This window comes from Streptomyces tibetensis, from assembly GCF_007655005.1.
GTDB classification, from domain to species: Bacteria; Actinomycetota; Actinomycetes; order Streptomycetales; family Streptomycetaceae; genus Streptomyces; species Streptomyces tibetensis.
The window spans coordinates 134,146-155,647 of record NZ_SZVW01000002.1; the positions used below are offsets into that span (position 1 = coordinate 134,146).

General features: G+C 72.2%; 17 protein-coding genes. 8 read left to right on the top strand and 9 right to left on the bottom strand.

The window, feature by feature from the left end:
- Positions 1-253: 253 nt before the first annotated feature.
- The gene (locus FDO69_RS03100) at positions 254-1,366 is read right to left on the bottom strand and encodes a sensor histidine kinase (protein WP_104778040.1); all 1,113 of its coding nucleotides are present in this window, start codon (positions 1,364-1,366) and stop codon (positions 254-256) included.
- Positions 1,363-2,133 carry a response regulator transcription factor gene (locus tag FDO69_RS03105; RefSeq protein ID WP_104778041.1) on the bottom strand — a complete coding sequence of 257 codons (771 nt, stop codon included), beginning with the start codon at positions 2,131-2,133 and terminating at the stop codon, positions 1,363-1,365. Before FDO69_RS03105 ends, FDO69_RS03100 begins: the two co-directional genes overlap by 4 nt.
- 122 nt (positions 2,134-2,255) lie before the next feature.
- On the opposite strand from FDO69_RS03105, the gene FDO69_RS03110 reads away from it, so the two are divergent.
- Genes FDO69_RS03110 through FDO69_RS42850 form a run of 3 tightly spaced genes read left to right on the top strand, consistent with a single transcriptional unit; the run spans position 2,256 to position 4,527 of the window.
- Entirely contained in the window at positions 2,256-3,041 is a 786-nt protein-coding gene (locus FDO69_RS03110; protein ID WP_234387824.1) for a glycosyltransferase family 2 protein, read from the top strand.
- Positions 3,038-3,772 carry a TIGR04282 family arsenosugar biosynthesis glycosyltransferase gene (locus FDO69_RS03115; RefSeq protein ID WP_104778042.1) on the top strand — a complete coding sequence of 245 codons (735 nt, stop codon included), beginning with the start codon at positions 3,038-3,040 and terminating at the stop codon, positions 3,770-3,772. The genes FDO69_RS03110 and FDO69_RS03115 overlap by 4 nt, the downstream gene beginning before the upstream one ends.
- Complete coding sequence (locus FDO69_RS42850; protein WP_104778043.1) at positions 3,769-4,527, top strand: class I SAM-dependent methyltransferase; 759 nt, start codon at positions 3,769-3,771, stop codon at positions 4,525-4,527. Before FDO69_RS03115 ends, FDO69_RS42850 begins: the two co-directional genes overlap by 4 nt.
- 328 nt (positions 4,528-4,855) lie before the next feature.
- Here FDO69_RS42850 and FDO69_RS03130 read toward each other — a convergent pair whose 3' ends face one another.
- A complete protein-coding gene (locus FDO69_RS03130) occupies positions 4,856-6,097 on the bottom strand; it encodes a molybdopterin-dependent oxidoreductase (RefSeq protein WP_104778044.1) in 1,242 nt (413 codons plus the stop codon).
- 113 nt (positions 6,098-6,210) lie between these two features.
- Between FDO69_RS03130 and FDO69_RS03135 the strand changes: the two genes are divergently transcribed.
- Positions 6,211-7,566, top strand: coding sequence for a hypothetical protein (locus FDO69_RS03135; protein ID WP_234387826.1), 1,356 nt, complete (start codon positions 6,211-6,213; stop codon positions 7,564-7,566).
- Positions 7,567-7,597: 31 nt separating this feature from the next.
- Here FDO69_RS03135 and FDO69_RS03140 read toward each other — a convergent pair whose 3' ends face one another.
- The 5 genes from FDO69_RS03140 to kdpF form a co-directional block, all read right to left on the bottom strand.
- Complete coding sequence (locus tag FDO69_RS03140; protein ID WP_104778045.1) at positions 7,598-8,092, bottom strand: ATP-binding protein; 495 nt, start codon at positions 8,090-8,092, stop codon at positions 7,598-7,600.
- 175 nt (positions 8,093-8,267) lie between these two features.
- Positions 8,268-8,900, bottom strand: a complete 633-nt coding sequence (locus FDO69_RS03145) for a potassium-transporting ATPase subunit C (RefSeq protein WP_104778046.1) — start codon at positions 8,898-8,900, stop codon at positions 8,268-8,270.
- A gap of 24 nt (positions 8,901-8,924) precedes the next feature.
- On the bottom strand, positions 8,925-11,030 hold the full coding sequence (gene kdpB / locus FDO69_RS03150; protein WP_104778047.1) for a potassium-transporting ATPase subunit KdpB: 2,106 nt from the start codon (positions 11,028-11,030) through the stop codon (positions 8,925-8,927).
- Positions 11,027-12,727: a potassium-transporting ATPase subunit KdpA gene (gene kdpA, locus FDO69_RS03155; protein WP_104778048.1), complete on the bottom strand. Its 1,701-nt coding sequence runs from the start codon at positions 12,725-12,727 to the stop codon at positions 11,027-11,029. Before kdpA ends, kdpB begins: the two co-directional genes overlap by 4 nt.
- 1 nt (position 12,728) lies before the next feature.
- On the bottom strand, positions 12,729-12,818 hold the full coding sequence (gene kdpF, locus FDO69_RS03160; protein WP_009326374.1) for a K(+)-transporting ATPase subunit F: 90 nt from the start codon (positions 12,816-12,818) through the stop codon (positions 12,729-12,731).
- A 369-nt stretch (positions 12,819-13,187) separates the two neighbouring features.
- Between kdpF and FDO69_RS03165 the strand changes: the two genes are divergently transcribed.
- The 4 genes from FDO69_RS03165 to argG all read left to right on the top strand — a co-directional run bounded on the left by FDO69_RS03165 (position 13,188) and on the right by argG (position 19,776).
- Positions 13,188-14,999: a methylmalonyl-CoA mutase family protein gene (locus FDO69_RS03165; protein ID WP_104778049.1), complete on the top strand. Its 1,812-nt coding sequence runs from the start codon at positions 13,188-13,190 to the stop codon at positions 14,997-14,999.
- Positions 14,999-17,173: a methylmalonyl-CoA mutase gene (scpA, locus tag FDO69_RS03170; protein WP_104778050.1), complete on the top strand. Its 2,175-nt coding sequence runs from the start codon at positions 14,999-15,001 to the stop codon at positions 17,171-17,173. Before FDO69_RS03165 ends, scpA begins: the two co-directional genes overlap by 1 nt.
- Positions 17,170-18,168 (top strand): methylmalonyl Co-A mutase-associated GTPase MeaB, encoded by a 999-nt coding sequence (gene meaB / locus FDO69_RS03175; protein WP_104778051.1) that lies wholly within the window; start codon positions 17,170-17,172, stop codon positions 18,166-18,168. The genes scpA and meaB overlap by 4 nt, the downstream gene beginning before the upstream one ends.
- Positions 18,169-18,321: 153 nt before the next feature.
- A complete protein-coding gene (gene argG, locus FDO69_RS03180; RefSeq protein WP_104778052.1) occupies positions 18,322-19,776 on the top strand; it encodes an argininosuccinate synthase in 1,455 nt (484 codons plus the stop codon).
- A gap of 286 nt (positions 19,777-20,062) precedes the next feature.
- Here the strand turns inward: argG and pntB are convergent, their stop codons facing one another.
- Positions 20,063-21,496 carry a Re/Si-specific NAD(P)(+) transhydrogenase subunit beta gene (pntB, locus tag FDO69_RS03185; RefSeq protein ID WP_104778053.1) on the bottom strand — a complete coding sequence of 478 codons (1,434 nt, stop codon included), beginning with the start codon at positions 21,494-21,496 and terminating at the stop codon, positions 20,063-20,065.
- Positions 21,497-21,502 lie beyond the last annotated feature (6 nt).

Consider the following 21,502-nt stretch of genomic DNA (forward strand, 5'->3'; position numbering starts at 1 on the left):
CCGGGTGCAGGACGCGGCCGCGTGCGGGGACGCGCGAAGGACCGACCCGATGGTCGCGGCCGCCATCAGGACACGAGAGCCCGCAGGACACGACCGCCCGCAGGACAGGAGCGCCCACGGGGACACGACCGCCGCGGGGGACACGAAGGACAGACCCGATGGTCGTGGCCGGCCATCAGGACACGACCGCCCGCAGGACACGTGCGCCCGCGGGGACACGCGCGAGACAGGCCTCGACGGCCTCGGCCCGTCTTCAGGACGCGGCGGCCGGCAGCACCACCTCGAAGCGGCAGCCGCCGGGGATGTTGCGTACGCCGGTCCGCCCCTGGTGGGCCTCCACGATGCCGCGGACGATGGCGAGGCCCAGGCCCGCACCCGCCGGGGGCGTCCGGGCGTGTGTGCCGCGCCAGCCGGTGTCGAAGACGCGCGGCAGGTCCTCCTCGGGGATACCGCCGCAGGCGTCCGTCACGGACAGGACGACGCCCTCGGGCGAACGCTCGGCGGCGATGGCGACCGTGCCGTCGGCCGGGGTCCGGCGGATGGCGTTGACCAGCAGGTTGCCCAGCACCCGGCTCATCTCCTTGCCGTCCACCTCCACCGGCACCGGCTCGATACGGCCGCCGACCAGCCGCACCCCGTACTCGCGGGCGAGGGGGTCGACGCCGGCGAGGGCGTCGCCGACGAGGTCGTACAGGGAGATCCGGGTGGGCGTCAGCGCGAGGGTCCCGGCGTGGATGCGGGAGAGCTCGAAGAGGTCGCCGACCATGTCGTTGAGGCGTTCGACCTCGGTGCGCATCTGCCGGAGATAGCGGTTCGGGTCGGCGGCGACGCCGTCCTCCAGAGCCTCCGACATGGCGCGCAGACCGGCCAGCGGAGTGCGCAGGTCGTGCGAGATCCAGGCGACGAGTTCACGGCGGGACGCCTCCAGGGCGCGTTCCCGGTCCCGGGATTCGGCCAGCCTGGCGCTGGTGGCCGCCAGCTCTCGGCTCAGGGCGGCGAGTTCGGCGGTGGCGGGCCCGTCGGGTGCGGCGAAGTCCCCGCCGTCCCCGAAGGAACGCGCGGCCACGGCGAGTTCACGGCTGCGGGCGACGACCCACCGGCCCAGCAGCAGGGCGGTGGCCAGCGAGACGACGGCCGCCATGGCGACGACCGTGGTGACGACGGTCAGGTCGTGCGCCGACAGGAACATCGCCCAGGCGACGGCGAGCGTGCCGGCGAGCATCGCGACGACGCCGACCGCCGCCACCACGGCGAGGGAGACGGTCAGCGAACGGCGGCGGATCAGGCGCAGCACGCCCGCTCCGGCCAGCCCCGTCGCGGCGGCACCGGCGAAGGCGTACAGGGCGATCAGGACGGTGTCGCTCACGGCCGGTCGCCCCCATCGCCGGGTACACCGAGTACACCGGGTTCACCGGGTTCACCGGGTTCGAAGCGGTAGCCCACGCCCCAGACCGTCTGGATCAGGCGGGGCCGGGCCGGGTCGTCCTCGACCTTGCCGCGCAGGCGGCGGACGTGGACCGTGACCGTCGACAGGTCACCGAAGTCCCACCCCCAGACTTCGCGCATCAGGTCCTCGCGGCCGAACGCCCGCCCCGGGTGCCGCAGAAAGAAGGAGAGCAGGTCGAACTCGCGCAGGGTGAGGGCGAGTTCGGTGCCATTCTTGGTGGCCCGGCGGGCCGCCGGCTCCACGGTGAGACCGGCCGCTCCCAGCCGGCCTCCCGTGGCGGCGGGGCGGCTGCGGCGCAGCACCGACTCGACACGCAGGACGAGTTCGCGAGGGCTGAAGGGCTTGGTGACGTAGTCGTCGGCGCCGACCTCAAGACCCAGGATGCGGTCGTCCTCGTCGCCGCGGGCGGTGAGCATGATGACGGGCACGGGCCCCTGTCCGCGGATCCGCCGGCACACCTCCAGGCCGTCCATGCCGGGCAGCATCAGGTCGAGCACCACCAGGTCGGGGCGGTGCGCGGCGGCGCGGGTGAGGGCGGCCGGGCCGTCGTCGGCGCGGTCGACGCGGTAACCGGCGCGGTCCAGGTACCCGGCGACGACCTCGGCGACGGTCGGATCGTCGTCCACGACCAGGATCCTCGGGGACCCGCCCTCGGTCCCGACGGGCTCGTACGGCTGCTGTTGCATGTCTCCAGCCTGGCACCGCGCCGCCGTCGGCGGGGGCCCGGTAGCCGCGCTGACCGCCGACGTCCGCGTTTCGTAAGGACCGATGGTCCGGTATGCCCGATTCGCGTTCGTAGGGTGAAACCGTGACGACGACACCTTCGGACGTCGACGTGGTGCTGCCCTGCCTGAACGAGGCCGAGGCCCTTCCCTGGGTGCTCGAACGGATTCCGCCGGGCTGGCGCGCACTCGTCGTCGACAACGGTTCCACGGACGGCTCGGCCGATGTCGCCCGAGCGCGGGGCGCGACCGTGCTGCACGAGCCGCGGCGGGGCTTCGGCGCGGCCTGCCACGCCGGGCTGACGGCCGCCACCGCCGAGGTGGTGTGCTTCTGCGACTGTGACGCCTCCCTCGACCCCGCTCTCCTGGTCCCCTTCGTGCGCGAAGTGCGCGACGGACGGGCCGACCTGGTGCTCGGGCGGCGGCGTCCGCAGGGGCGGGGCGCGTGGCCACCGCATGCCCGGGCCGGCAATCTCGCACTGGCGCGGATGCTGCGCCGGCGCACCGGGCTGCGCCTGCGCGACCTCGGTCCCCTGCGCGCCGCCCGCCGTGAGCCGCTGCTCGCCCTCGGCCTCACCGACCGGCGCAGCGGTTATCCGCTCCAGATGGTGGTCCGCGCGGCCGACGCGGGATGGCGGATCGAGGAGCACGACGTGCCGTATCTGCCGCGCACGGGCGCCTCGAAGGTGACCGGCACGTGGCGCGGTACGTGGCAGGCCGTACGGGACATGAGCCGCGTGCTGGCCGAACCCCCGGCGCACGGCACCCCGCCGCGCGACACGCCGGCCCACGAGACCTCGGCGCACAACACCCCGTCGCACGAAACCCCGGCCCACGAAGCCTCCGAGCAAGAAGGGGGAACGGTCCGTTGACCACGCTCCTCGTCATCGCCAAGGAGCCGCGGCCGGGCCGGGTGAAGACCCGGCTCACGCCACCGTTCACCCCCCAGCAGGCGGCCGCACTGGCCGAAGCGGCCCTCGCGGACACCCTGCAGGCCGTGGCCGCCGCGCCCGCCACCCGGCGCGTCCTCGTGCTCGACGGCGCCCCCGGCCCCTGGCTGCCGCCCGGTTTCGACGTCGTGGCGCAGTGCGCGGGGCGTCTGGACGAGCGCCTGGCGGAGGCCTTCGCGCGCTGCACCGGCCCGGCCCTGCTCATCGGCATGGACACCCCGCAGGTGACCCCGGAGCTGCTCACCGTGGACTTCGCCGGTTGCGACGCCTGGTTCGGCCCCGCCGAGGACGGCGGCTTCTGGGCCCTCGGCCTGGCGTGTCCGGACCCCGCTCTGCTGCGGGGCGTGCCCATGTCGACACCGGTGACGGGTGCCGTACAGCGGGGACGGCTCGTCGCGGCGGGACTGCGGGTGCGCGACCTGCCGCCCCTGCGCGATGTCGACACCGCTCCAGACGCCCACGCGGTGGCCGCGATGGCCCCGCGGGGGCGCTTCGCGGCGCGGCTCGCCCGGTGCACGCCCGCCGGGCCGCCCGCCGCCGGGCCGTCGGCCGGGCCGCCCGACACCGTGCCGTCCGCCGGGCCGCCCGACACCGTGCCGTCCGCCGGGCAGTCCGACACCACGCCGTCCGCATCGACGGCCGGTCCTCGATGAGCGCCCCGCCCGCCACCGCCCCGGCCTGGTCCGACGCCGGTCCCTATGACGCCGCCCTGCGGGCCGGCCGCGGCCCTCTGTTCCTGCGGCGCCCGGACGGTTGGCTGCTGCCGCTGGAGGTGGAACGCTGGTGCGCCCGGGCCGACGCGGTCGACCGGGACGTGCTGGACCGGTGCGAGGGGGCCGTGCTGGACGTGGGGTGCGGACCCGGACGGCTCGTGGCGGAACTGGCCGCCCAGGGCCGGACCGCCCTCGGGATCGACGTCAGCGGGGCCGCGGTCGAGCACAGCGTCCGGCTCGGTGGACGGGCGCTGCGGCGCTCCGTCTTCGCGACCCTGCCCGGTGAGGGCCGCTGGGACACCGTGCTGCTCATGGACGGGAACATCGGCATCGGCGGCGACCCGTGCGCCCTGCTGCAGCGGGTCGCGGAGCTCCTGCGCCCCGGCGGCCTGCTGATCGCCGAGACCGCCCCGGCGGACGTCGACGAACGCCTGGACGTCCACATCACCGATGCCCGCGCCGCCTCCGGCGCCCCTTTCCCCTGGGCGCGGCTCGGCACCCGTGCGCTGCTCCGGCACGCGCGGGACTGGGAGCGGGCCGGTCAGTGGACGGCGGGCGGGCGGCGTTTCGCCGCCCTGCGCAGTCGTGGCAGCCGCACCACCAGCAGCAGCGCCGAGCCACCGAAGAGAACAGCGGTGATCAGCAGCCAGCGCGTGAGGAACACCCCCGGCGGCAGGCCGGTGGCGGACCGGTAGCGCGCCTCCACCACGGAGCTGATCAGCGGGAACCACACGAGGAGCAGCAGCCCGGAGAGGGCGGCCGGTACGCGTACGTACATCGCCCACTCCCGGCGGCGGGCCCCGTCGAGCCCCCGCAGCAGTGCCCGGTCCGCCGCCGCGTACAGCGGCAGCAGCACGAGGTCGTGCAGCACCGCGGCGCCCACGACCCACAGGGCCACGCCGAACCAGTCGCCGGCCGCCAGGCGCACGCCCGCGTAGGCCGCGAGGGCGAACGAGCAGGACAGCAGCAGGAGTTGCAGGGGGCTGCCGATCACGAGGCGCCCCCGCATCACAGGTCTCCGCATCACAGGTCTCCGAACGTCATCCGGGCCACCCACTTGGTGTTCAGCACGCCGGGCGCCGCGGGCACGATGATCCGCGCCGGGTGGCCGTGGTCGGGGGACAGGTCCTCGCCGTTGACGTACAGGGCGAGCAGGGAACGCGGGTCGGCCACCTGGTTGGCGCGCAGCGCGGCCTTCCGGAAGGCGCCGTGCCGCTGGAGGGACTCGACGAACACGTCCGGCGGATCGTCCTCGTACCCGACGAGGGCCGCGAGGTCACGCAGCCGCACCCCGCGCCACCACTGGTCCGGCGTGGACCAGCCCTCCACGCAGGCGATGGGCAACGCCGAGCTGTGCAAGGGAAGTTCCGCGAGCCGGGCCCGGCTGAGGCGCACCGTTCCGGTACGTCCCGTCACGACGAGCCGCCAGGCGTCCTCGGCCGCCTCGGCGGAGTCGATCCCGGCGTACGCGGCGGTCTTGTTGATCTGGAAGCCGTTCGGGCCGCTGCCGGGTTCGCCGCCGCCGTGCGGGGCGAGGAGGGCGGTGCGCCGCAGCGGGCCGCCGAAGTTCTGCCCCACGGTCGTGACGAACAACAGCAGCGAGCCGCCCCCGACGAACCACAGGGCGCCCCGCCGGGAGACGGTCGGCTCGGCGGGACGCGGGGAGACCAGGTCGCTCTTCTCCTCCCGCAGCCGCCGCACACTGCGCAGGGCCGTGGGCGTCTTCAGCAGGGCGTGGGCCACGAAGGCGGCGAAGAACACCCAGGCGCCGTAGAAGTGCAGGGGGTAGAACGAGCCCGGGAAGACGTAGTCGAGCTGGACGTTGAGGACGCCGGTCACGAACTCGAACAGCCCGCCCCCGACCAGCAGCAGCAGCGAGATCCGCTCCAGGGCGTGGGCGAGCGAGCGGGCCGGCGGCAGGGCGAACAGCCTCGGCACGACGGACCACAGCTTGGCGAGCAGCACGGGGATCAGGGTGATGCCGAGGGTGACGTGGACACCCTGGTTCAGCCGGTACAGCCAGTGCGGGTCCGTCGGCCAGGCGAACAGGTAGAAGCCGAGGATCCCCTTGTCCGGGGTCTTGTCGTTGACCGGCGACAGGTCCGGGTTGTAGGCGGCGTACGAGAGGAGTCCCGTCACGAACAGCACGGTGATGCCGGCCAGGAGGACCAGGCCCAGCACCGAGGTGAACCAGGGGCCCCGCAGGGGGCTGCGCCAGAAGCCGGGGGACGTGGGGAGCCGCGGATCGCGTGGATCGTCTCGCATGTGCCGACGGTAGGCCGCGAACACCCCGCGAAAGGGGGCGCGACCCATGACGAAACGCTGACGTCGGGCCCGATCGGCGGTCCGCGACCGGCCGCGCGGCCTAGCGTGCCGGTGTGATCCGCACCCCTTCGACCACGCCGTCCCGAGGCCTGCGCCGCGATGTCCGCGCCGCCGGGGCCGCCGCGCTGCTCGTGGTGGCGTCCGTACTGGCCGGCCGCCACATCGAGGACACCAGCCGGACGCTGTTCGTCGACTGGCCCCCGCTGCTGGCGTCCTGGGGGCCGCACCTGGGCCCCGGCACCCCGGCCGCCGTCCTGGTGGCGGTCGCCACCGTGGCGTACGGGCCCGGTCTGGCGGCCCGGCTCCCCTGGCGCGCCCTGCTCCCGGCCGCCTGGGGCACGGCCACGGTGTGGATCCTCTCCCTCGCCCTGGTCGACGGATGGCACCGGGGCATCGCCGGCAGGCTCACCACCCGCCACGAATACCTGCGGGTCATCGACCGGTTCGACGACATCCCGGCAGCGCTGCGGGGCTTCACCGGGCACATCCTGCTCGACTCCCCCGACAACTGGCCCGCCCACGTCGCCGGGCACCCGCCCGCCGCCACCCTCACCTTCGTGCTGCTCGACCGGATCGGGCTGCGGGGCGGGGGCTGGGCAGGGATGTGGTGCGTCATGGTCGGGGCGACCGCCTGCGTGGCCGTGCTGGTCGCGATCCGCGCCCTGGCCGACGAGGCGCTCGCCCGCCACGCGGCCCCCTTCCTGGTCCTGGCCCCGGCGGCCGTGTGGATGGGCACCTCGGCCGACGCGTACTTCGCGGCGGTGGCGGCATGGGCCGTGGCGCTTTCGGCGCTGGCGGTCACCCGGAGATCCCCGGGGTGGGCGGTCGCGTCCGGCCTGCTGCTCGGCCTGACCTGCTCCCTGTCGTACGGCCTCACTCTCGTCGCGCTGATCGTGGCGGCGGCCCTGGTGCTCGGCCGCCGCGAGGTACGTCGACGCCCGGTGCTGCCGGCGGCGCTGCTCGCCGGGCTCGCCGTGGTTCCCACGGTGTTCACGCTCGCGGGTTTCGACTGGTGGGAGGCCTACCGCCTGCTGGTCACGCGCTACGGCCAGGGCGCGGGCGGCATCCGCCCCTACGGCTACTGGGTGTGGGCCAACCTGGCCTGCGCGGTGCTCATCACGGGCCTGTCGACGGTGGCGGGGCTGCGGCGGACGGCTGCCGTGCTGGTCCGGCATCGCACGGGGCCCCGGGCCGACCTCCGCCTCGCATGCCTGGTGTGCGCAGCGCTGGCCGCGCTCCTGGTCGCCGACCTGTCCGGCATGAGCAAGGCGGAGACGGAACGCATCTGGCTCCCCTTCGCCCTGTGGCTGCTCCCGGCCTGCGCGTTCCTCACCCGCCCTCGCCTCTGGCTCGCCGCCCAGGCACTGCTCGCGCTGCTCCTGAACCATCTGCTGTTCACCGGGTGGTGAACGCCGCCGGGCGGAGGGGACGTCGTCGGCGTCAAGCGGCAGGGCCCGCTTCGAGGATCTCGTCGGGGCCGTCGTTCGGCACGGGGCGCAGGCAGGCGGTGATCTCCTTGCCGTCGCCCAGGAAGACGACGGACACCTCGCTGCTGACGGTGTGCACCACGTGCATCCCGTGGCCGCCGAAGCGCTGCCCGTCGCGCCTCATGACCACCGGCTGCTCGACGGAGGTGTCCCAGACGGTGATGGCCAGTCCGTCGCCGGACAGCCGGAGGGTCATCCCGCACGGGCCGGGTGCGTGCCGGATCGCATTGGTGACCAGTTCACTGACGACCAGTTCGGCGTCGATCGCGAGCGGGGCCGGCACGGGTGTGCGGCCGGTACACGGTACGTGCGACAGAAACGCGTGCAGCGCCCGGCGTGCCTCGACGGCACACGCTGCGTCTTCGGCCCAGACCACGCCGTAGCGCAGGATGGCCCGCTCGTCCGCGCCCGGCTCATCTTCCGCCTGCTTCATAAGCGGGATGACCATACGGGGCTCTTTCGTTGTTGTTCGTGTTGCCAAGTGGTTGTTCGTGTTCCGAGCAACCTTTCGGTCGTTCATCTACCCGGGCGCACGGCGCACACACTGCCGACTGCCCTCGTCCTCATGTGCTGTGCGCCGCATGGCCCGGCCGGGCCATGCGGCGCACAGCACATGACGGCCGTCACCTCTCCGCCACGAGACCCTTGAGCGCAATGTTGAGTTCCAGGACGTTCACGCGGGGCTCGCCCAGGAAGCCCAGCGTGCGGCTCTCGGTGTGCCGGTCGACGAGGCGCCGGACCTGCGCGACGGGCAGGTGGTTGCGTTCGGCGACCCGGTGGACCTGCAGGTCGGCGTAGCGCGGGGAGATGTCGGGGTCGAGGCCGGAGCCGGATGAGGTGACGGCGTCGGCGGGGACGTCGGCCGGGTTCACCCGGTGGCCGGCTGTCGAGTTCTCCTTCACCACCTCGGCCTTGGCAGCCCGCACCGACCTGACCAGTTTCTCGTTGTCTGCGGACAGGTTGGTGGCGCCGGAGAGGATCAGCTTGTACTGGGTGTTGAGGGAGTTCTCGCCCAGGCCGTCGGCGGGGCGTGGCTGGAAGTAGTCCAGGCTGTAGCCCTGCTGGCCGATCAGGGACGAGCCGACCACCCTGCCGCCCGCCTCCACCTCGGAGCCGTTCGCCTTGCCCAGGAACAGTCCTTGGGCGATGCCGGTGACGACGAGCGGGTAGAGGACGCCCGTCACGAGGGTCAGCACGAGGAGTGCTCGCAGGCCTGCCCCGAGCAACCGGGCGGTGTTCCTGACGGAGTTGTTCATGGCTGTCAGCACGCTTTCGGAGAATTACAGCCCGGGGACGAGGGAGACGATCAGGTCGATGAGCTTGATGCCGAGGAAGGGGACGATCAGCCCGCCGAGGCCGTAGACGGTGAGGTTACGGCGGAGCAGCCGGTCGGCTTGAAGCGGCCGGTAGCGCACGCCCTTCAGGGCCAGCGGCACCAGTGCGACGATGATCAGCGCGTTGAAGACGACGGCCGACAGGATCGCGGAGTGGGGCGATGACAGGCCCATGATGTTGAGCTTGCCCAGGCCCGGGTAGACCGTCGCGAACAGCGCCGGGATGATCGCGAAGTACTTGGCGACGTCGTTGGCGATGGAGAACGTCGTCAGCGCGCCCCGGGTGATGAGGAGCTGCTTGCCGATCTCGACGATCTCGATGAGCTTGGTCGGGTCGGAGTCGAGGTCGACCATGTTGCCGGCCTCCTTGGCGGCCGACGTGCCGGTGTTCATGGCGACGCCGACGTCCGCCTGGGCCAGTGCCGGGGCGTCGTTGGTGCCGTCGCCGGTCATCGCGACGAGCTTGCCGCCCGCCTGCTCGCGCTTGATGAGGGCCATCTTGTCCTCGGGGGTGGCCTCGGCGAGGAAGTCGTCGACACCGGCCTCCTCGGCGATGGCCCGGGCCGTCAGCGGGTTGTCGCCGGTGATCATGACGGTCCTGATGCCCATGCGGCGCAGTTCCGCGAACCGTTCCCGCATGCCGTCCTTGACGACGTCCTTGAGGTGGATGACACCGAGGACCCGGGCACCGTCCGCGTCCTCGACGGCGACCAGGAGCGGGGTGCCGCCGGCCTCGGAGATGCGGCCGGTCACCTCCCGTGCGTCCGGGGCGACTTCACCCCCCTGCCCCTCCACCCAGGCGATGACCGAACCGGCCGCGCCCTTGCGGATCCTGCGCCCGTCCACGTCGACACCCGACATCCGGGTCTGCGCGGTGAACGCGACCCACGCGGCACCGGCCGGCTCACGCTCGTACAGGCCGTACCGCTCCTTCGCCAGTGCGACGACGGAGCGGCCCTCGGGAGTCTCGTCGGCCAGTGACGACAGCTGGGCGGCGCCGGCGACCTCGGCCTCCGTCGCCCCGTCCACCGGCACGAACTCGGCGGCCTGCCGGTTGCCGAAGGTGATGGTGCCCGTCTTGTCGAGCAGCAGCGTCGACACGTCGCCCGCCGCCTCGACCGCCCGCCCGGACATGGCCAGCACGTTGCGCTGCACCAGCCGGTCCATGCCCGCGATGCCGATCGCCGAGAGCAGGGCGCCGATCGTGGTGGGGATCAGGCAGACGAGCAGGGCGACCAGCACGACCATGGTCAGTCGGGTGCCGGCGTAGTCGGCCAGGGGCGGGAGGGTGGCGCACGCCAGCAGGAAGACGATCGTCAGAGAGGCGAGCAGGATGTTCAGCGCGATCTCGTTGGGTGTCTTCTGCCGTGCCGCGCCCTCGACGAGGCTGATCATCCGGTCGATGAAGGTCTCGCCCGGCTTGGTGGTGATGCGGATGACGATCCGGTCGGACAGCACCTTCGTACCGCCCGTGACGGCCGAACGGTCGCCGCCGGACTCGCGGATGACCGGGGCCGACTCGCCGGTGATGGCCGACTCGTCGACGGTGGCCACGCCCTCGACGACGTCCCCGTCACCGGGGATGACGTCGCCCGCCTCGCAGACGACCAGGTCCCCGATCCGCAGTTCGGTGCCGGGGACGAGCGTGCCGTCGACCTTGCGGGCCACGCTGTCCGTGGTGGCCCGGCGCAGGGTGTCGGCCTGCGCCTTGCCCCGGCCCTCGGCGACCGCCTCGGCCAGATTCGCGAAGACGACGGTCAGCCACAACCAGGCGCTGATCGTCCAGCCGAACCAGTCCCCCGGGTCCTCGAAGGAGAACACGGTCGTCAGGACCGAGCCGATCCAGACCACGAACATGACGGGCGACGTGACCATCACCCGCGGGTCGAGTTTGCGCAGGGCCTCCGGCAGCGACGTGACGAGCTGCGCCGGGTCGAACAGACCCGATCCGGCACGGCCGCCGGGAGCCGTGGGCGCCGCCGGCGTGTCGGGGTGGGGTATCAGGGTGGGAGTGGACATGGAGTCCTCGTGGGGTTCGGTGCGGGTGGTCATGACGCCAGTCCCTCGGCGAGCGGGCCCAGCGCGAGCGCGGGGAAGTACGTCAGACCGGTGATGATCAGCACGGCGCCGACCAGCAGGCCGGTGAAGAGCGGCTTGTCGGTGCGCAGGGTGCCGGCGGTGACTTGGACCGGGCGTTGTCCGGCCAGCGAGCCGGCCAGAGCCAGGACGAAGATCATGGGCAGGAAGCGGCCGAGCAGCATCGCGAGTCCGGTCATGGTGTTGAACCAGTCGGTGTTCGCGTTCAGGCCGGCGAAGGCCGAGCCGTTGTTGTTGGCTGCGGAGGTGAAGGCGTAGAGGATCTCGGAGAAGCCGTGCGCGCCCGGGTTCAGCATCGAGTGGGCCGGTGTCGGCAGGGCCAGGGAGACCGCGGTGAGGACCAGGACGAGGGCCGGGGTGATCAGGATGTAGCAGGCGGCGAGTTTCATCTCCCGCGCGCCGATCTTCTTGCCCAGGTACTCGGGTGTGCGGCCGACCATGAGACCGGAGACGAACACCGCGATGACCGCCAGGATCAGCATGCCGTAGAGGCCGGATCCGGTGCCGCCGGGGGCGATCTCGCCCAGCATCATCGCGAGCATGGTGAGGCCGCCGCCGAGGCCGGTGAAGGAGGAGTGGAAGGAGTCGACCGCGCCGGTCGAGGTGAGGGTCGTCGACACCGCGAAGATCGAGGAGGAGCCGATGCCGAAGCGGACCTCCTTGCCCTCCATCGCCCCGCCCGCGGCGTGCAGGGCCGGGCCGTGGTGGGCGAACTCCGTCCACATCATCAGGACCACGAAGCCCAGCCAGATGGTGACCATCGTGGCGAGGATCGCGTATCCCTGTCTCACCGAGCCGACCATCAGCCCGAAGGTGCGGGTCAGGGCGAACGGGACGATGAGGATCAGGAAGATCTCGAAGAGGTTGGTGAAGGGCGTCGGGTTCTCGAAGGGATGGGCGGAGTTGGCGTTGAAGTAGCCGCCGCCGTTGGTGCCCAGCTCCTTGATGGCCTCCTGCGAGGCGACCGCGCCGCCGTTCCACTGCTGGGAGCCACCCATGAACTGACCGACCTCGTGGATCCCGGAGAAGTTCTGGATCACGCCGCAGGCCGCCAGGACGACGGCGGCGACGGCCGCGGCGGGCACCAGGATCCGCACGGTGCCGCGCACCAGGTCGGTCCAGAAGTTGCCGAGGTCGCCGACGCGCATGGGGGTCCCCCCGCTCGAGCGAGGCCGAGAGTGGGAGAGGGCGAAGCCGCGCATCAGGGCCACGGCGACGGCCATGCCGACGGCCGCGGAGAGGAAGTTCTGCACGGCGAGACCTGCCGTCTGCACCACGTGCCCCATGGTCTGTTCGCCGTAGTACGACTGCCAGTCGGTGTTCGTCACGAACGACACGGCCGTGTTGAACGCCTGGGCCGGATCGACCGACGCGAAGCCGAGGGAGCCCGGCAGGACGCCCTGGAGCCGCATGAGCAGATAGAGGAACAGCACGCCGGCGACCGAGAAGGCGAGCAGGCCGCGCAGGTACGCGGTCCAGGTCATCTCGGCGTCCGGGTCGGCTCCGATGCCCCGGTAGATCCACTTCTCCACGCGCAGGTGTCTCTTCGAGGTGTAGACCCGGGCCATGTAGCTGCCGGCGGGGACGTACGCGAGCGCCAGCGCCGCCACGAGGGCGAGCAGCTGCAGGACGCCGGCGAGGACGGGACCCATCTCAGAACCTCTCCGGGAAGATCAGGGCGAGGACGAGATAGCCCAGCAGGGCGACGGCCACGACCAGGCCGACGACGTTTTCGGCGGTCACAGCTTCGTCACCCCCTTGGCGACGAGTGCCACCAGCGCGAAAGCCGCGAGCAGGGTGAGGACGAAGGCCGGATCGGCCATCGCGGACTCCTGGAGTGAGGTGTGGGGACATGCGGACGCTTCGAGGAAAGCGCCCGACGGCCGGAGCGGACCCGCTTGTTGACGGGTCCCTTACGGCGGTGGCCACGGCCTTGACGGCACCTTGACGCATCGGGCCCCAGGGAGCGGATCCGTCGCTAACATGGGCGGCGATTCCCCGTCGCGCGGGCAGGTCCCGCGGGTGGGGAGAGCGAGGTCACAGGCCGGGCGAGGGCAAGGTCACAGCCGTTCCCTCTGCTGCTCGTTCGTTAACGTGGCCTAACATCCGAGCATGACGGTCCTGCCTGACGACGGGCTTGAGCTGGCCGGCGAGTTCCCTGACGTGCCCCATGAGCAGTGGCAGCGCCTTGTGGCGGGTGTGCTGCGCAAATCGGGCAAGGACGTCGAGGGGGCCGAGGCCGAGGAAGCCCTGTCCACCGCGGTGGAGGACGGGTTGCGCACCCGCCCTCTCTACACCGCCCACGACTCCGCGCCCGAGCCGGGTTTCCCCGGTTTCGCTCCCTTTGTGCGCGGCGGCCGCGCCGAGGGGAACACGGTCGGCGGCTGGGACGTACGGCAACGGCACTGCGCGGCCGACCGTGACGCGGTGCTCGGGGACCTGGAGAACGGCGTCACGTCCCTCTGGCTGACGGTCGGGGAAGGCGGCATCGCGGCGCCCGACCTCGGCCGGGTCCTCGACGGCGTCTACCTCGACCTGGCGCCCGTCGTCCTGGACGCGGGACGCGACACCGAGTCCGCCGCGCGGGAGTTGCTGCGGGTGTACGAGGAGCGGGGAGTCGCCCGGGACGCCGCGCGCGGCAACCTGGGCGCGGATCCGCTCGGGCACGAGGCCCGTACCGGGCAGCGGTGCGAGACCGCCCCGGCGGCGGAGCTCGCGCGGCTGTGCGCCGCGGAGTACCCGGGGCTGCGTGCGCTGACCGTGGACGCGCTGCCGTACCACGAGGCCGGCGGTTCGGCCGCCCAGGAGCTGGGCTGCTCGCTGGCCACCGGGGTGGCCTATCTGCGGGAGCTGACCGGGGCCGGGCTGGACGTCGAACAGGCCTGTGCCCAGCTGGAGTTCCGGTACACGGCGACCGCGGACCAGTTCCTGACGATCGCCAAGCTGCGCGCCGCGCGCCGGCTGTGGGCCCGGGTGGCCGAGGCCTGCGGGGCACCGCGCGCGGGGGCACAGCTCCAGCACGTCGTGACGTCGCCGGTGATGATGACGCGCCGCGACCCGTGGGTGAACATGCTGCGCTCGACGATCGCCACGCTGGCCGCCGGGGCGGGCGGGGCCGACGCGGTCACCGTGCTGCCCTTCGACCACGCCCTCGGCCTGCCGGACGCGTTCGCGCGCCGGATCGCCCGCAACACCTCGACCATCCTCATCGAGGAGTCGCACCTGGCCCGGGTGATCGACCCGGCGGGCGGCTCCTGGTACGTGGAGCGGCTCACCGACGAACTCGCCCGGGCGGGCTGGGAGTTCTTCCGGCGGATCGAGCGGCTCGGAGGCCTGGCGGCCGCCCTGCGCTCGGGAGACCTGGAGCGGGATCTCGCCGAGACCTGGCAGGCGCGCACCGGCCGGCTGGCCAAGCGGCGCGAACCCATCACCGGCGTCAGCGAGTTCCCGTTCCTCGCGGAGAAGCCGGTCGTCCGCGCGGACGCTCCCGAGCCGCGCTCCGGCGGGCTGCCGCGCGTCCGCCGTGACGAGGCGTACGAGGCGCTGCGCGCCCGCTCCGACGCCCATCTCGCCGCGACCGGGTCCCGGCCGCGGATCTTCCTCGCCGCGCTGGGCGGGGCCGCCGCCCACACCGCGCGCCTCACCTTCGCCTCGAACCTCTTCCAGGCCGGGGGCATCGAGCCGGTCACGGAGGGCACCTTCGAGGAGAGCGGTGCCACGGAGGCCGTGCTGTGCTCCAGCGACGCGCTGTACGCGGAGCAGGGCGAGGCCGCCATCCGGGACCTGAAGGCCGCCGGTGCACGGCATGTGTTCCTCGCGGGCCGTCCCGGGGAGTACCCCGGGGTCGACGCGTACGTGTTCGCGGGCTGTGACGCCGTCGCCGTGCTGTCCGCCACCCTCGACCGCATGGGAGTTGTGTCCTGATGGCCATCCCCGACTTCTCCGGGATCGAGCTCGGCACCCCGGCCCCCGACGGCGGCGCCGACGAGTGGCGCACGGCGGTCAAGAACGCCTCCGGCGGGGACGACCTGCTCTGGGAGACCCCGGAGGGCATCGCCGTCAAGCCGCTCTACACCGGCCGTGACCTGGAGGGCCTGGACTTCCTCGACACCCGGCCGGGAGCGGCGCCGTACCTGCGCGGCCCGTACCCGACGATGTACGTCAACCAGCCCTGGACGATCCGCCAGTACGCCGGTTTCTCGACGGCCGAGGAGTCCAACGCCTTCTACCGGCGCAACCTCGCGGCCGGACAGAAGGGTCTGTCGGTCGCCTTCGACCTGCCCACGCACCGGGGTTACGACAGCGACCACCCGCGGGTGACCGGCGACGTCGGCATGGCGGGCGTGGCGATCGACTCGATCTACGACATGCGGCAGCTGTTCGACGGGATCCCGCTGGACAAGATGACCGTGTCGATGACGATGAACGGTGCCGTGCTGCCGGTGCTGGCGCTGTACATCGTGGCGGCGGAGGAGCAGGGCGTACCGCCCGAGAAGCTGGCCGGAACCATTCAGAACGACATTCTGAAGGAGTTCATGGTCCGCAACACCTACATCTATCCGCCGAAGCCGTCGATGCGGATCATCTCCGACATCTTCGCCTACACCTCGCAGCGGATGCCGCGCTACAACTCCATCTCCATCTCCGGGTACCACATCCAGGAGGCGGGTGCGACGGCCGACCTGGAGCTGGCGTACACCCTCGCGGACGGCGTGGAGTACATCCGGGCGGGCCGTGAGGCGGGCCTGGACGTGGACGCGTTCGCGCCGCGGCTGTCGTTCTTCTGGGCGATCGGCATGAACTTCTTCATGGAGGTCGCCAAACTGCGGGCGGCGCGCCTGCTGTGGGCGAAGCTGGTGAAGCAGTTCGACCCGCAGAACGCCAAGTCGCTGTCGCTGCGCACCCATTCCCAGACCTCCGGCTGGTCGCTCACCGCGCAGGACGTGTTCAACAACGTCACGCGCACCTGCGTCGAGGCGATGGCGGCCACCCAGGGCCACACCCAGTCGCTGCACACCAACGCCCTCGACGAGGCGCTCGCGCTGCCGACCGACTTCTCGGCGCGCATCGCCCGCAACACGCAGCTGCTGCTCCAGCAGGAGTCCGGCACGACCCGGGTGATCGACCCGTGGGGCGGCAGCGCGTACGTGGAGAAGCTGACGTACGACCTCGCCCGGCGGGCCTGGCAGCACATCGAGGAGGTCGAGGCCGCGGGCGGTATGGCCAAGGCCATCGACGCGGGCATCCCCAAGCTGCGCATCGAGGAGGCCGCGGCCCGTACCCAGGCCCGGATCGACTCGGGCCGCCAGCCGGTCATCGGCGTCAACAAGTACCGGGTGGAGACCGACGAGCAGATCGACGTGCTGAAGGTCGACAACTCCTCGGTGCGGGCGCAGCAGATCGAGAAGCTGCGGCGGCTGCGCGCGGAGCGGGACGAGCGGGCCTGCCAGGACGCGCTGGAGGCGCTGACCCGGGCCGCCGGTGGCGAGGGCAACCTGCTGGAACTGGCCGTGCACGCGGCCCGCGCGAAGGCCACCGTCGGGGAGATCTCCGACGCCCTGGAGAAGGTGTACGGCCGGCACGCGGGGCAGATCCGTACGATCTCCGGCGTGTACCGCAACGAAACCGGAGAGTCCCCGAGCGTGGACCGCACCCGCACCCTGGTGTCCGCCTTCGAGGAGGCCGAGGGCCGCCGCCCGCGCATCCTGGTCGCGAAGATGGGCCAGGACGGCCACGACCGCGGCCAGAAGGTGATCGCCACCGCCTTCGCCGACCTCGGTTTCGACGTGGACGTCGGCCCGCTGTTCCAGACGCCCGCCGAAGTGGCCCGGCAGGCGGTCGAGGCGGACGTGCACATCGTCGGCGTCTCCTCGCTGGCCGCCGGTCACCTCACCCTGGTCCCTGCGCTGCGCGAGGCGCTGGCCGAGGAGGGGCGCGAGGACATCATGATCGTGGTCGGCGGGGTGATCCCGCCGCAGGACGTGCCGACGCTGCTGGAGATGGGCGCGGCGGCCGTCTTCCCGCCCGGGACGGTGATCCCGGACGCGGCGTACGACCTGGTGAAGCGGCTGTCGGACGACCTCGGGCACGACCTGTGATCGATGTCGACGCGTATGCGAAGGGCGTGCTCGACGGGAAGCGGGCGATCATCGCCCGCGCGATCACCCTCGTCGAGTCGACCCGACCGCAACACCGCGCGCTGGCCCAGGAGCTGCTGACCGCGCTGCTGCCGCACAGCGGCCGCGCCCGGCGCATCGGGGTCAGCGGGGTGCCGGGGGTGGGCAAGTCGACGTTCATCGACGCCTTCGGCACGCTGCTGACCTCGCTCGGGCACCGGGTGGCGGTGCTGGCCGTCGACCCGTCCTCCAGCCGTACGGGCGGCTCCATCCTGGGCGACAAGACCCGGATGGAACGCCTGGCCGTGGACCCGGCGGCGTTCGTGCGCCCCTCCCCCACGGCCGGCACGCTGGGCGGGGTCGCCAAGGCCACCCGCGAGTCGATCGTGGTGATGGAGGCGGCCGGCTACGACGTGATCCTGGTGGAGACGGTCGGCGTCGGCCAGTCCGAGACGGCCGTCGCGAACATGGTCGACACGTTCCTGCTGCTCACCCTCGCCCGCACGGGCGACCAGCTCCAGGGCATCAAGAAGGGCGTGCTGGAGCTGGCCGACGTGATCGCCGTCAACAAGGCGGACGGGCCGCACGAGCGCGACGCCCGTGCCGCCGCACGGGAACTGGCGGGCGCGCTGCGGCTGATGCACGGCAAGGACGCGTTCTGGACGCCGCCGGTGCTGCACTGCAGCGCCCGCGAATCGAGCGGCCTGGACACGGTGTGGGAGCGTCTCGAACAGCACCGCACCCTGCTGGACTCCACCGGCCGGCTCACCGCCAAGCGCCGCGACCAGCAGGTCGACTGGACCTGGACCATGGTCCGCGACGAACTCCTCGGCCGCCTCCGGGCCGACCCGGCGGTACGGGCGCTGGCGCCGGTGCTGGAACAGCGGGTACGGGAGGGTGAGCTCACCCCGACGCTGGCCGCCGAGCGGATCCTCGGCGCGCTGGACGGCGCCGGCCCCGAGACAGCGGATTCCTGAACCCGGACACCGCAGTCACCGCAGTCACCGCAGTCACCGACGCAGTCACCGATACAGTCACCGCGGGTAACCGAAAGTCACCGCGAGACCACCGGAGCGGCGAATTCGCATACCCGGCTTGCATGACTATGCAAAGTGATACATACTCTTTCTATGTCCAAGGTCCTCACCTCCCTGCCCGCCGGCGAACGCGTCGGCATCGCCTTCTCGGGCGGTCTCGACACCTCCGTCGCGGTCGCGTGGATGCGCGACAAGGGCGCCGTCCCGTGCACCTACACCGCCGACATCGGCCAGTACGACGAGCCCGACATCGCCTCGGTGCCCGGCCGTGCCAAGACCTACGGTGCCGAGATCGCGCGCCTGGTCGACTGCCGTGCCGCGCTGGTCGAGGAGGGCCTGGCCGCACTGACCTGCGGCGCGTTCCACATCCGCTCCGGTGGACGGGCGTACTTCAACACCACCCCGCTCGGCCGCGCCGTCACGGGCACGCTCCTGGTCCGGGCGATGCTCGAGGACGACGTCCAGATCTGGGGCGACGGCTCGACGTTCAAGGGCAACGACATCGAGCGGTTCTACCGCTACGGCCTGCTCGCCAACCCGCACCTGCGGATCTACAAGCCCTGGCTCGACGCGGCCTTCGTGACCGAGCTCGGCGGCCGCAAGGAAATGTCCGAGTGGCTGCTGACCCACGGCCTGCCCTACCGGGACAGCACGGAGAAGGCGTACTCCACGGACGCCAACATCTGGGGCGCCACCCACGAGGCCAAGACGCTGGAGCACCTGGACACCGGCGTCGAGACCGTCGAGCCGATCATGGGCGTCCGGTTCTGGGACCCGTCGGTCGAGATCGCCGCCGAGGACGTGACGATCGGCTTCGCCGAGGGCCGCCCGGTGTCGATCAACGGCAAGGAGTTCGCCTCCCCCGTCGACCTGGTCATGGAGGCCAACGCCGTCGGCGGCCGGCACGGCCTGGGCATGTCGGACCAGATCGAGAACCGGATCATCGAGGCCAAGAGCCGCGGCATCTACGAGGCCCCGGGCATGGCCCTGCTGCACGCCGCCTACGAGCGCCTCGTCAACGCGATCCACAACGAGGACACCCTCGCCCAGTACCACGCCGAGGGCCGGCGCCTGGGCCGGCTGATGTACGAGGGCCGCTGGCTGGACCCGCAGGCGCTGATGATCCGCGAGTCGCTGCAGCGCTGGGTCGGCGCCGCCGTCACCGGCGAGGTGACGCTGCGGCTGCGGCGCGGTGAGGACTACTCGATCCTCGACACCACGGGACCGGCGTTCAGCTACCACCCGGACAAGCTGTCCATGGAACGCACCGAGGACTCCGCGTTCGGCCCGGTGGACCGGATCGGCCAGCTCACGATGCGCAACCTCGACATCGCCGACTCCCGCGCCAAGCTGGAGCAGTACGCCGGCATCGGCCTGATCGGCACGGGCAGCCCCACCATCGGCGCCTCCCAGGCCGCCGCGACCGGCCTCATCGGCACCATGCCGGAGCTGCCTCAGGGCGGCGCCGAGGCCATCGCCTCCCGCGGTGAGGTCTCGGAGGAGGACGCGTGGCTGGACCGCGCGGCGATGGAGTCCGGCACGGACTGACCCCGAACACCTTGAGGCCGGCCCGACATCGCGTCGGGCCGGCGTCGACGTGCGCCGTCCGTACGGCGAACCGGTCTCTTCCGCGGGGTTCTCCCTACCGGTCCGGCGCCGACGCGCTCGAAGACGACCGTTCCGTCCCGCGCGGCACCCTCGAGTTCCGCCGGCCGGGCAGTCCGCCCGCAACTCACCGTCCGTCGTCCGCAGTCCGCAGTCCGCAGTCCGCAGTCCGCAGTCCGCAGTCCGCGTCGAGAATGCCCCGCCGGCCCGTGCCGGCGGGGCACCGGGCTCAGCGAGCCGTGTCGGCCAGCTCCCGGACCGGCGCGTCCAGGGAGTCCAGGCTGCGCAGGATGTCCTCGACGCGCTGCCTGGCGTCGCCGAAGAGCATCTGGGTGTTCTCGCGGAAGAACAGCGGGTTCTGCACGCCCGCGTAACCGGCGGCCATGGAGCGCTTGAAGACGATCACGTCGGACGCCTCCCACACGTGCAGGACCGGCATTCCGGCGATGGGGCTGGACGGGTTGTCGGTGGCGGCCGGGTTGACCGTGTCGTTGGCGCCGATGACCAGGACGACCGAGGTGGCGGCGAAGTCGTCGTTGATCTCGTCCATCTCCAGGACGATGTCGTACGGCACGTTGGCCTCGGCGAGCAGCACGTTCATGTGCCCGGGCAGCCGGCCGGCCACGGGGTGGATGCCGAACCGCACGTCCACGCCCCGGTCGCGCAGCTTGCGCGCCAGTTCGGCGACCGGGTACTGGGCCTGGGCGACGGCCATGCCGTAGCCCGGCGTGATGATGACCGAGGTGGCGTTGCCCAGGAGTTCCGCGGTCTCCTCGGCGTTGATCTCCCGGTGCTCGCCCTGCTCGCCCTCGTCGGCGGCCGCCGCCGGGGTGCCGAAACCGCCCGCGATCACCGAGATGAAGGAGCGGTTCATCGCCTTGCACATGATGTACGACAGGTAGGCACCGGAGGAGCCGACCAGCGCGCCGGTGACGATGAGCAGGTTGTTGGCGAGCAGGAAGCCCGAAGCGGCGGCGGCCCAGCCGGAGTAGCTGTTGAGCATCGAGACGACCACCGGCATGTCACCCCCGCCGATGGAGGCGACCAGGTGCGCGCCGAGGGCGAGCGCGATCACGGTGACCGCGATGAGCAGGCCCATGTTCGGGCGTACGACGAACGCCACCGTCAGCGCGACGAACGCGACGAGCGCGCCGATGTTGAGGACGTGCTTGCCGGGGAGCGTGAGCGGGCGCGAGTTGATGCGCGCCGAGAGCTTCAGGTAGGCGACGACGGAGCCCGTGAAGGTGACGGCGCCGATGAACACCCCGATGAACACCTCGGCGTGATGGATGCCCAGCAGCGAACCGGAGAGCTCGGCGTCGACGTCGAGGTAGCCGTTCCAGCCGACGAACGTGGCGGCGAGGCCGACGAGGCTGTGCATGATGGCGATCAGCTCCGGCATGCCGGTCATCTCGACCACCCGGGCCCGCCAGAGGCCGACACCCGCCCCGAGGGCCGTGGCGACGGCGATCAGGACGAGCCCGGTCGCGGTGATGCTGCGGGAGGCGAGCCCGACCGTGGCGGCCAGGGCCACGACCATGCCCGCGATGCCCCAGACGACTCCGGAACGGGACGTCCTGTGCTGGGAGAGGCCGGCGAGGCTGAGGATGAACAGCAGCGCGGCGACGACGTAGGCGGCCTGGGCGGCCGTGTCTGTGGTCATCCCTGA

What these genes read in the sequence shown, in the direction of transcription:
- FDO69_RS03105 (WP_104778041.1), bottom strand. Translation starts at nt 2,133, where the DNA reads ATGCAACAGCAGCCGTACGAGCCCGTCGGGACCGAGGGCGGGTCCCCG.
- FDO69_RS42850 (WP_104778043.1), top strand. Translation starts at nt 3,769, where the DNA reads ATGAGCGCCCCGCCCGCCACCGCCCCGGCCTGGTCCGACGCCGGTCCC.
- FDO69_RS03130 (WP_104778044.1), bottom strand. Translation starts at nt 6,097, where the DNA reads ATGCGAGACGATCCACGCGATCCGCGGCTCCCCACGTCCCCCGGCTTC.
- FDO69_RS03140 (WP_104778045.1), bottom strand. Translation starts at nt 8,092, where the DNA reads ATGGTCATCCCGCTTATGAAGCAGGCGGAAGATGAGCCGGGCGCGGAC.
- FDO69_RS03145 (WP_104778046.1), bottom strand. Translation starts at nt 8,900, where the DNA reads ATGAACAACTCCGTCAGGAACACCGCCCGGTTGCTCGGGGCAGGCCTG.
- kdpB (WP_104778047.1), bottom strand. Translation starts at nt 11,030, where the DNA reads ATGACCACCCGCACCGAACCCCACGAGGACTCCATGTCCACTCCCACC.
- kdpA (WP_104778048.1), bottom strand. Translation starts at nt 12,727, where the DNA reads ATGGGTCCCGTCCTCGCCGGCGTCCTGCAGCTGCTCGCCCTCGTGGCG.
- FDO69_RS03165 (WP_104778049.1), top strand. Translation starts at nt 13,188, where the DNA reads ATGACGGTCCTGCCTGACGACGGGCTTGAGCTGGCCGGCGAGTTCCCT.
- scpA (WP_104778050.1), top strand. Translation starts at nt 14,999, where the DNA reads ATGGCCATCCCCGACTTCTCCGGGATCGAGCTCGGCACCCCGGCCCCC.
- argG (WP_104778052.1), top strand. Translation starts at nt 18,322, where the DNA reads ATGTCCAAGGTCCTCACCTCCCTGCCCGCCGGCGAACGCGTCGGCATC.
- pntB (WP_104778053.1), bottom strand. Translation starts at nt 21,496, where the DNA reads ATGACCACAGACACGGCCGCCCAGGCCGCCTACGTCGTCGCCGCGCTG.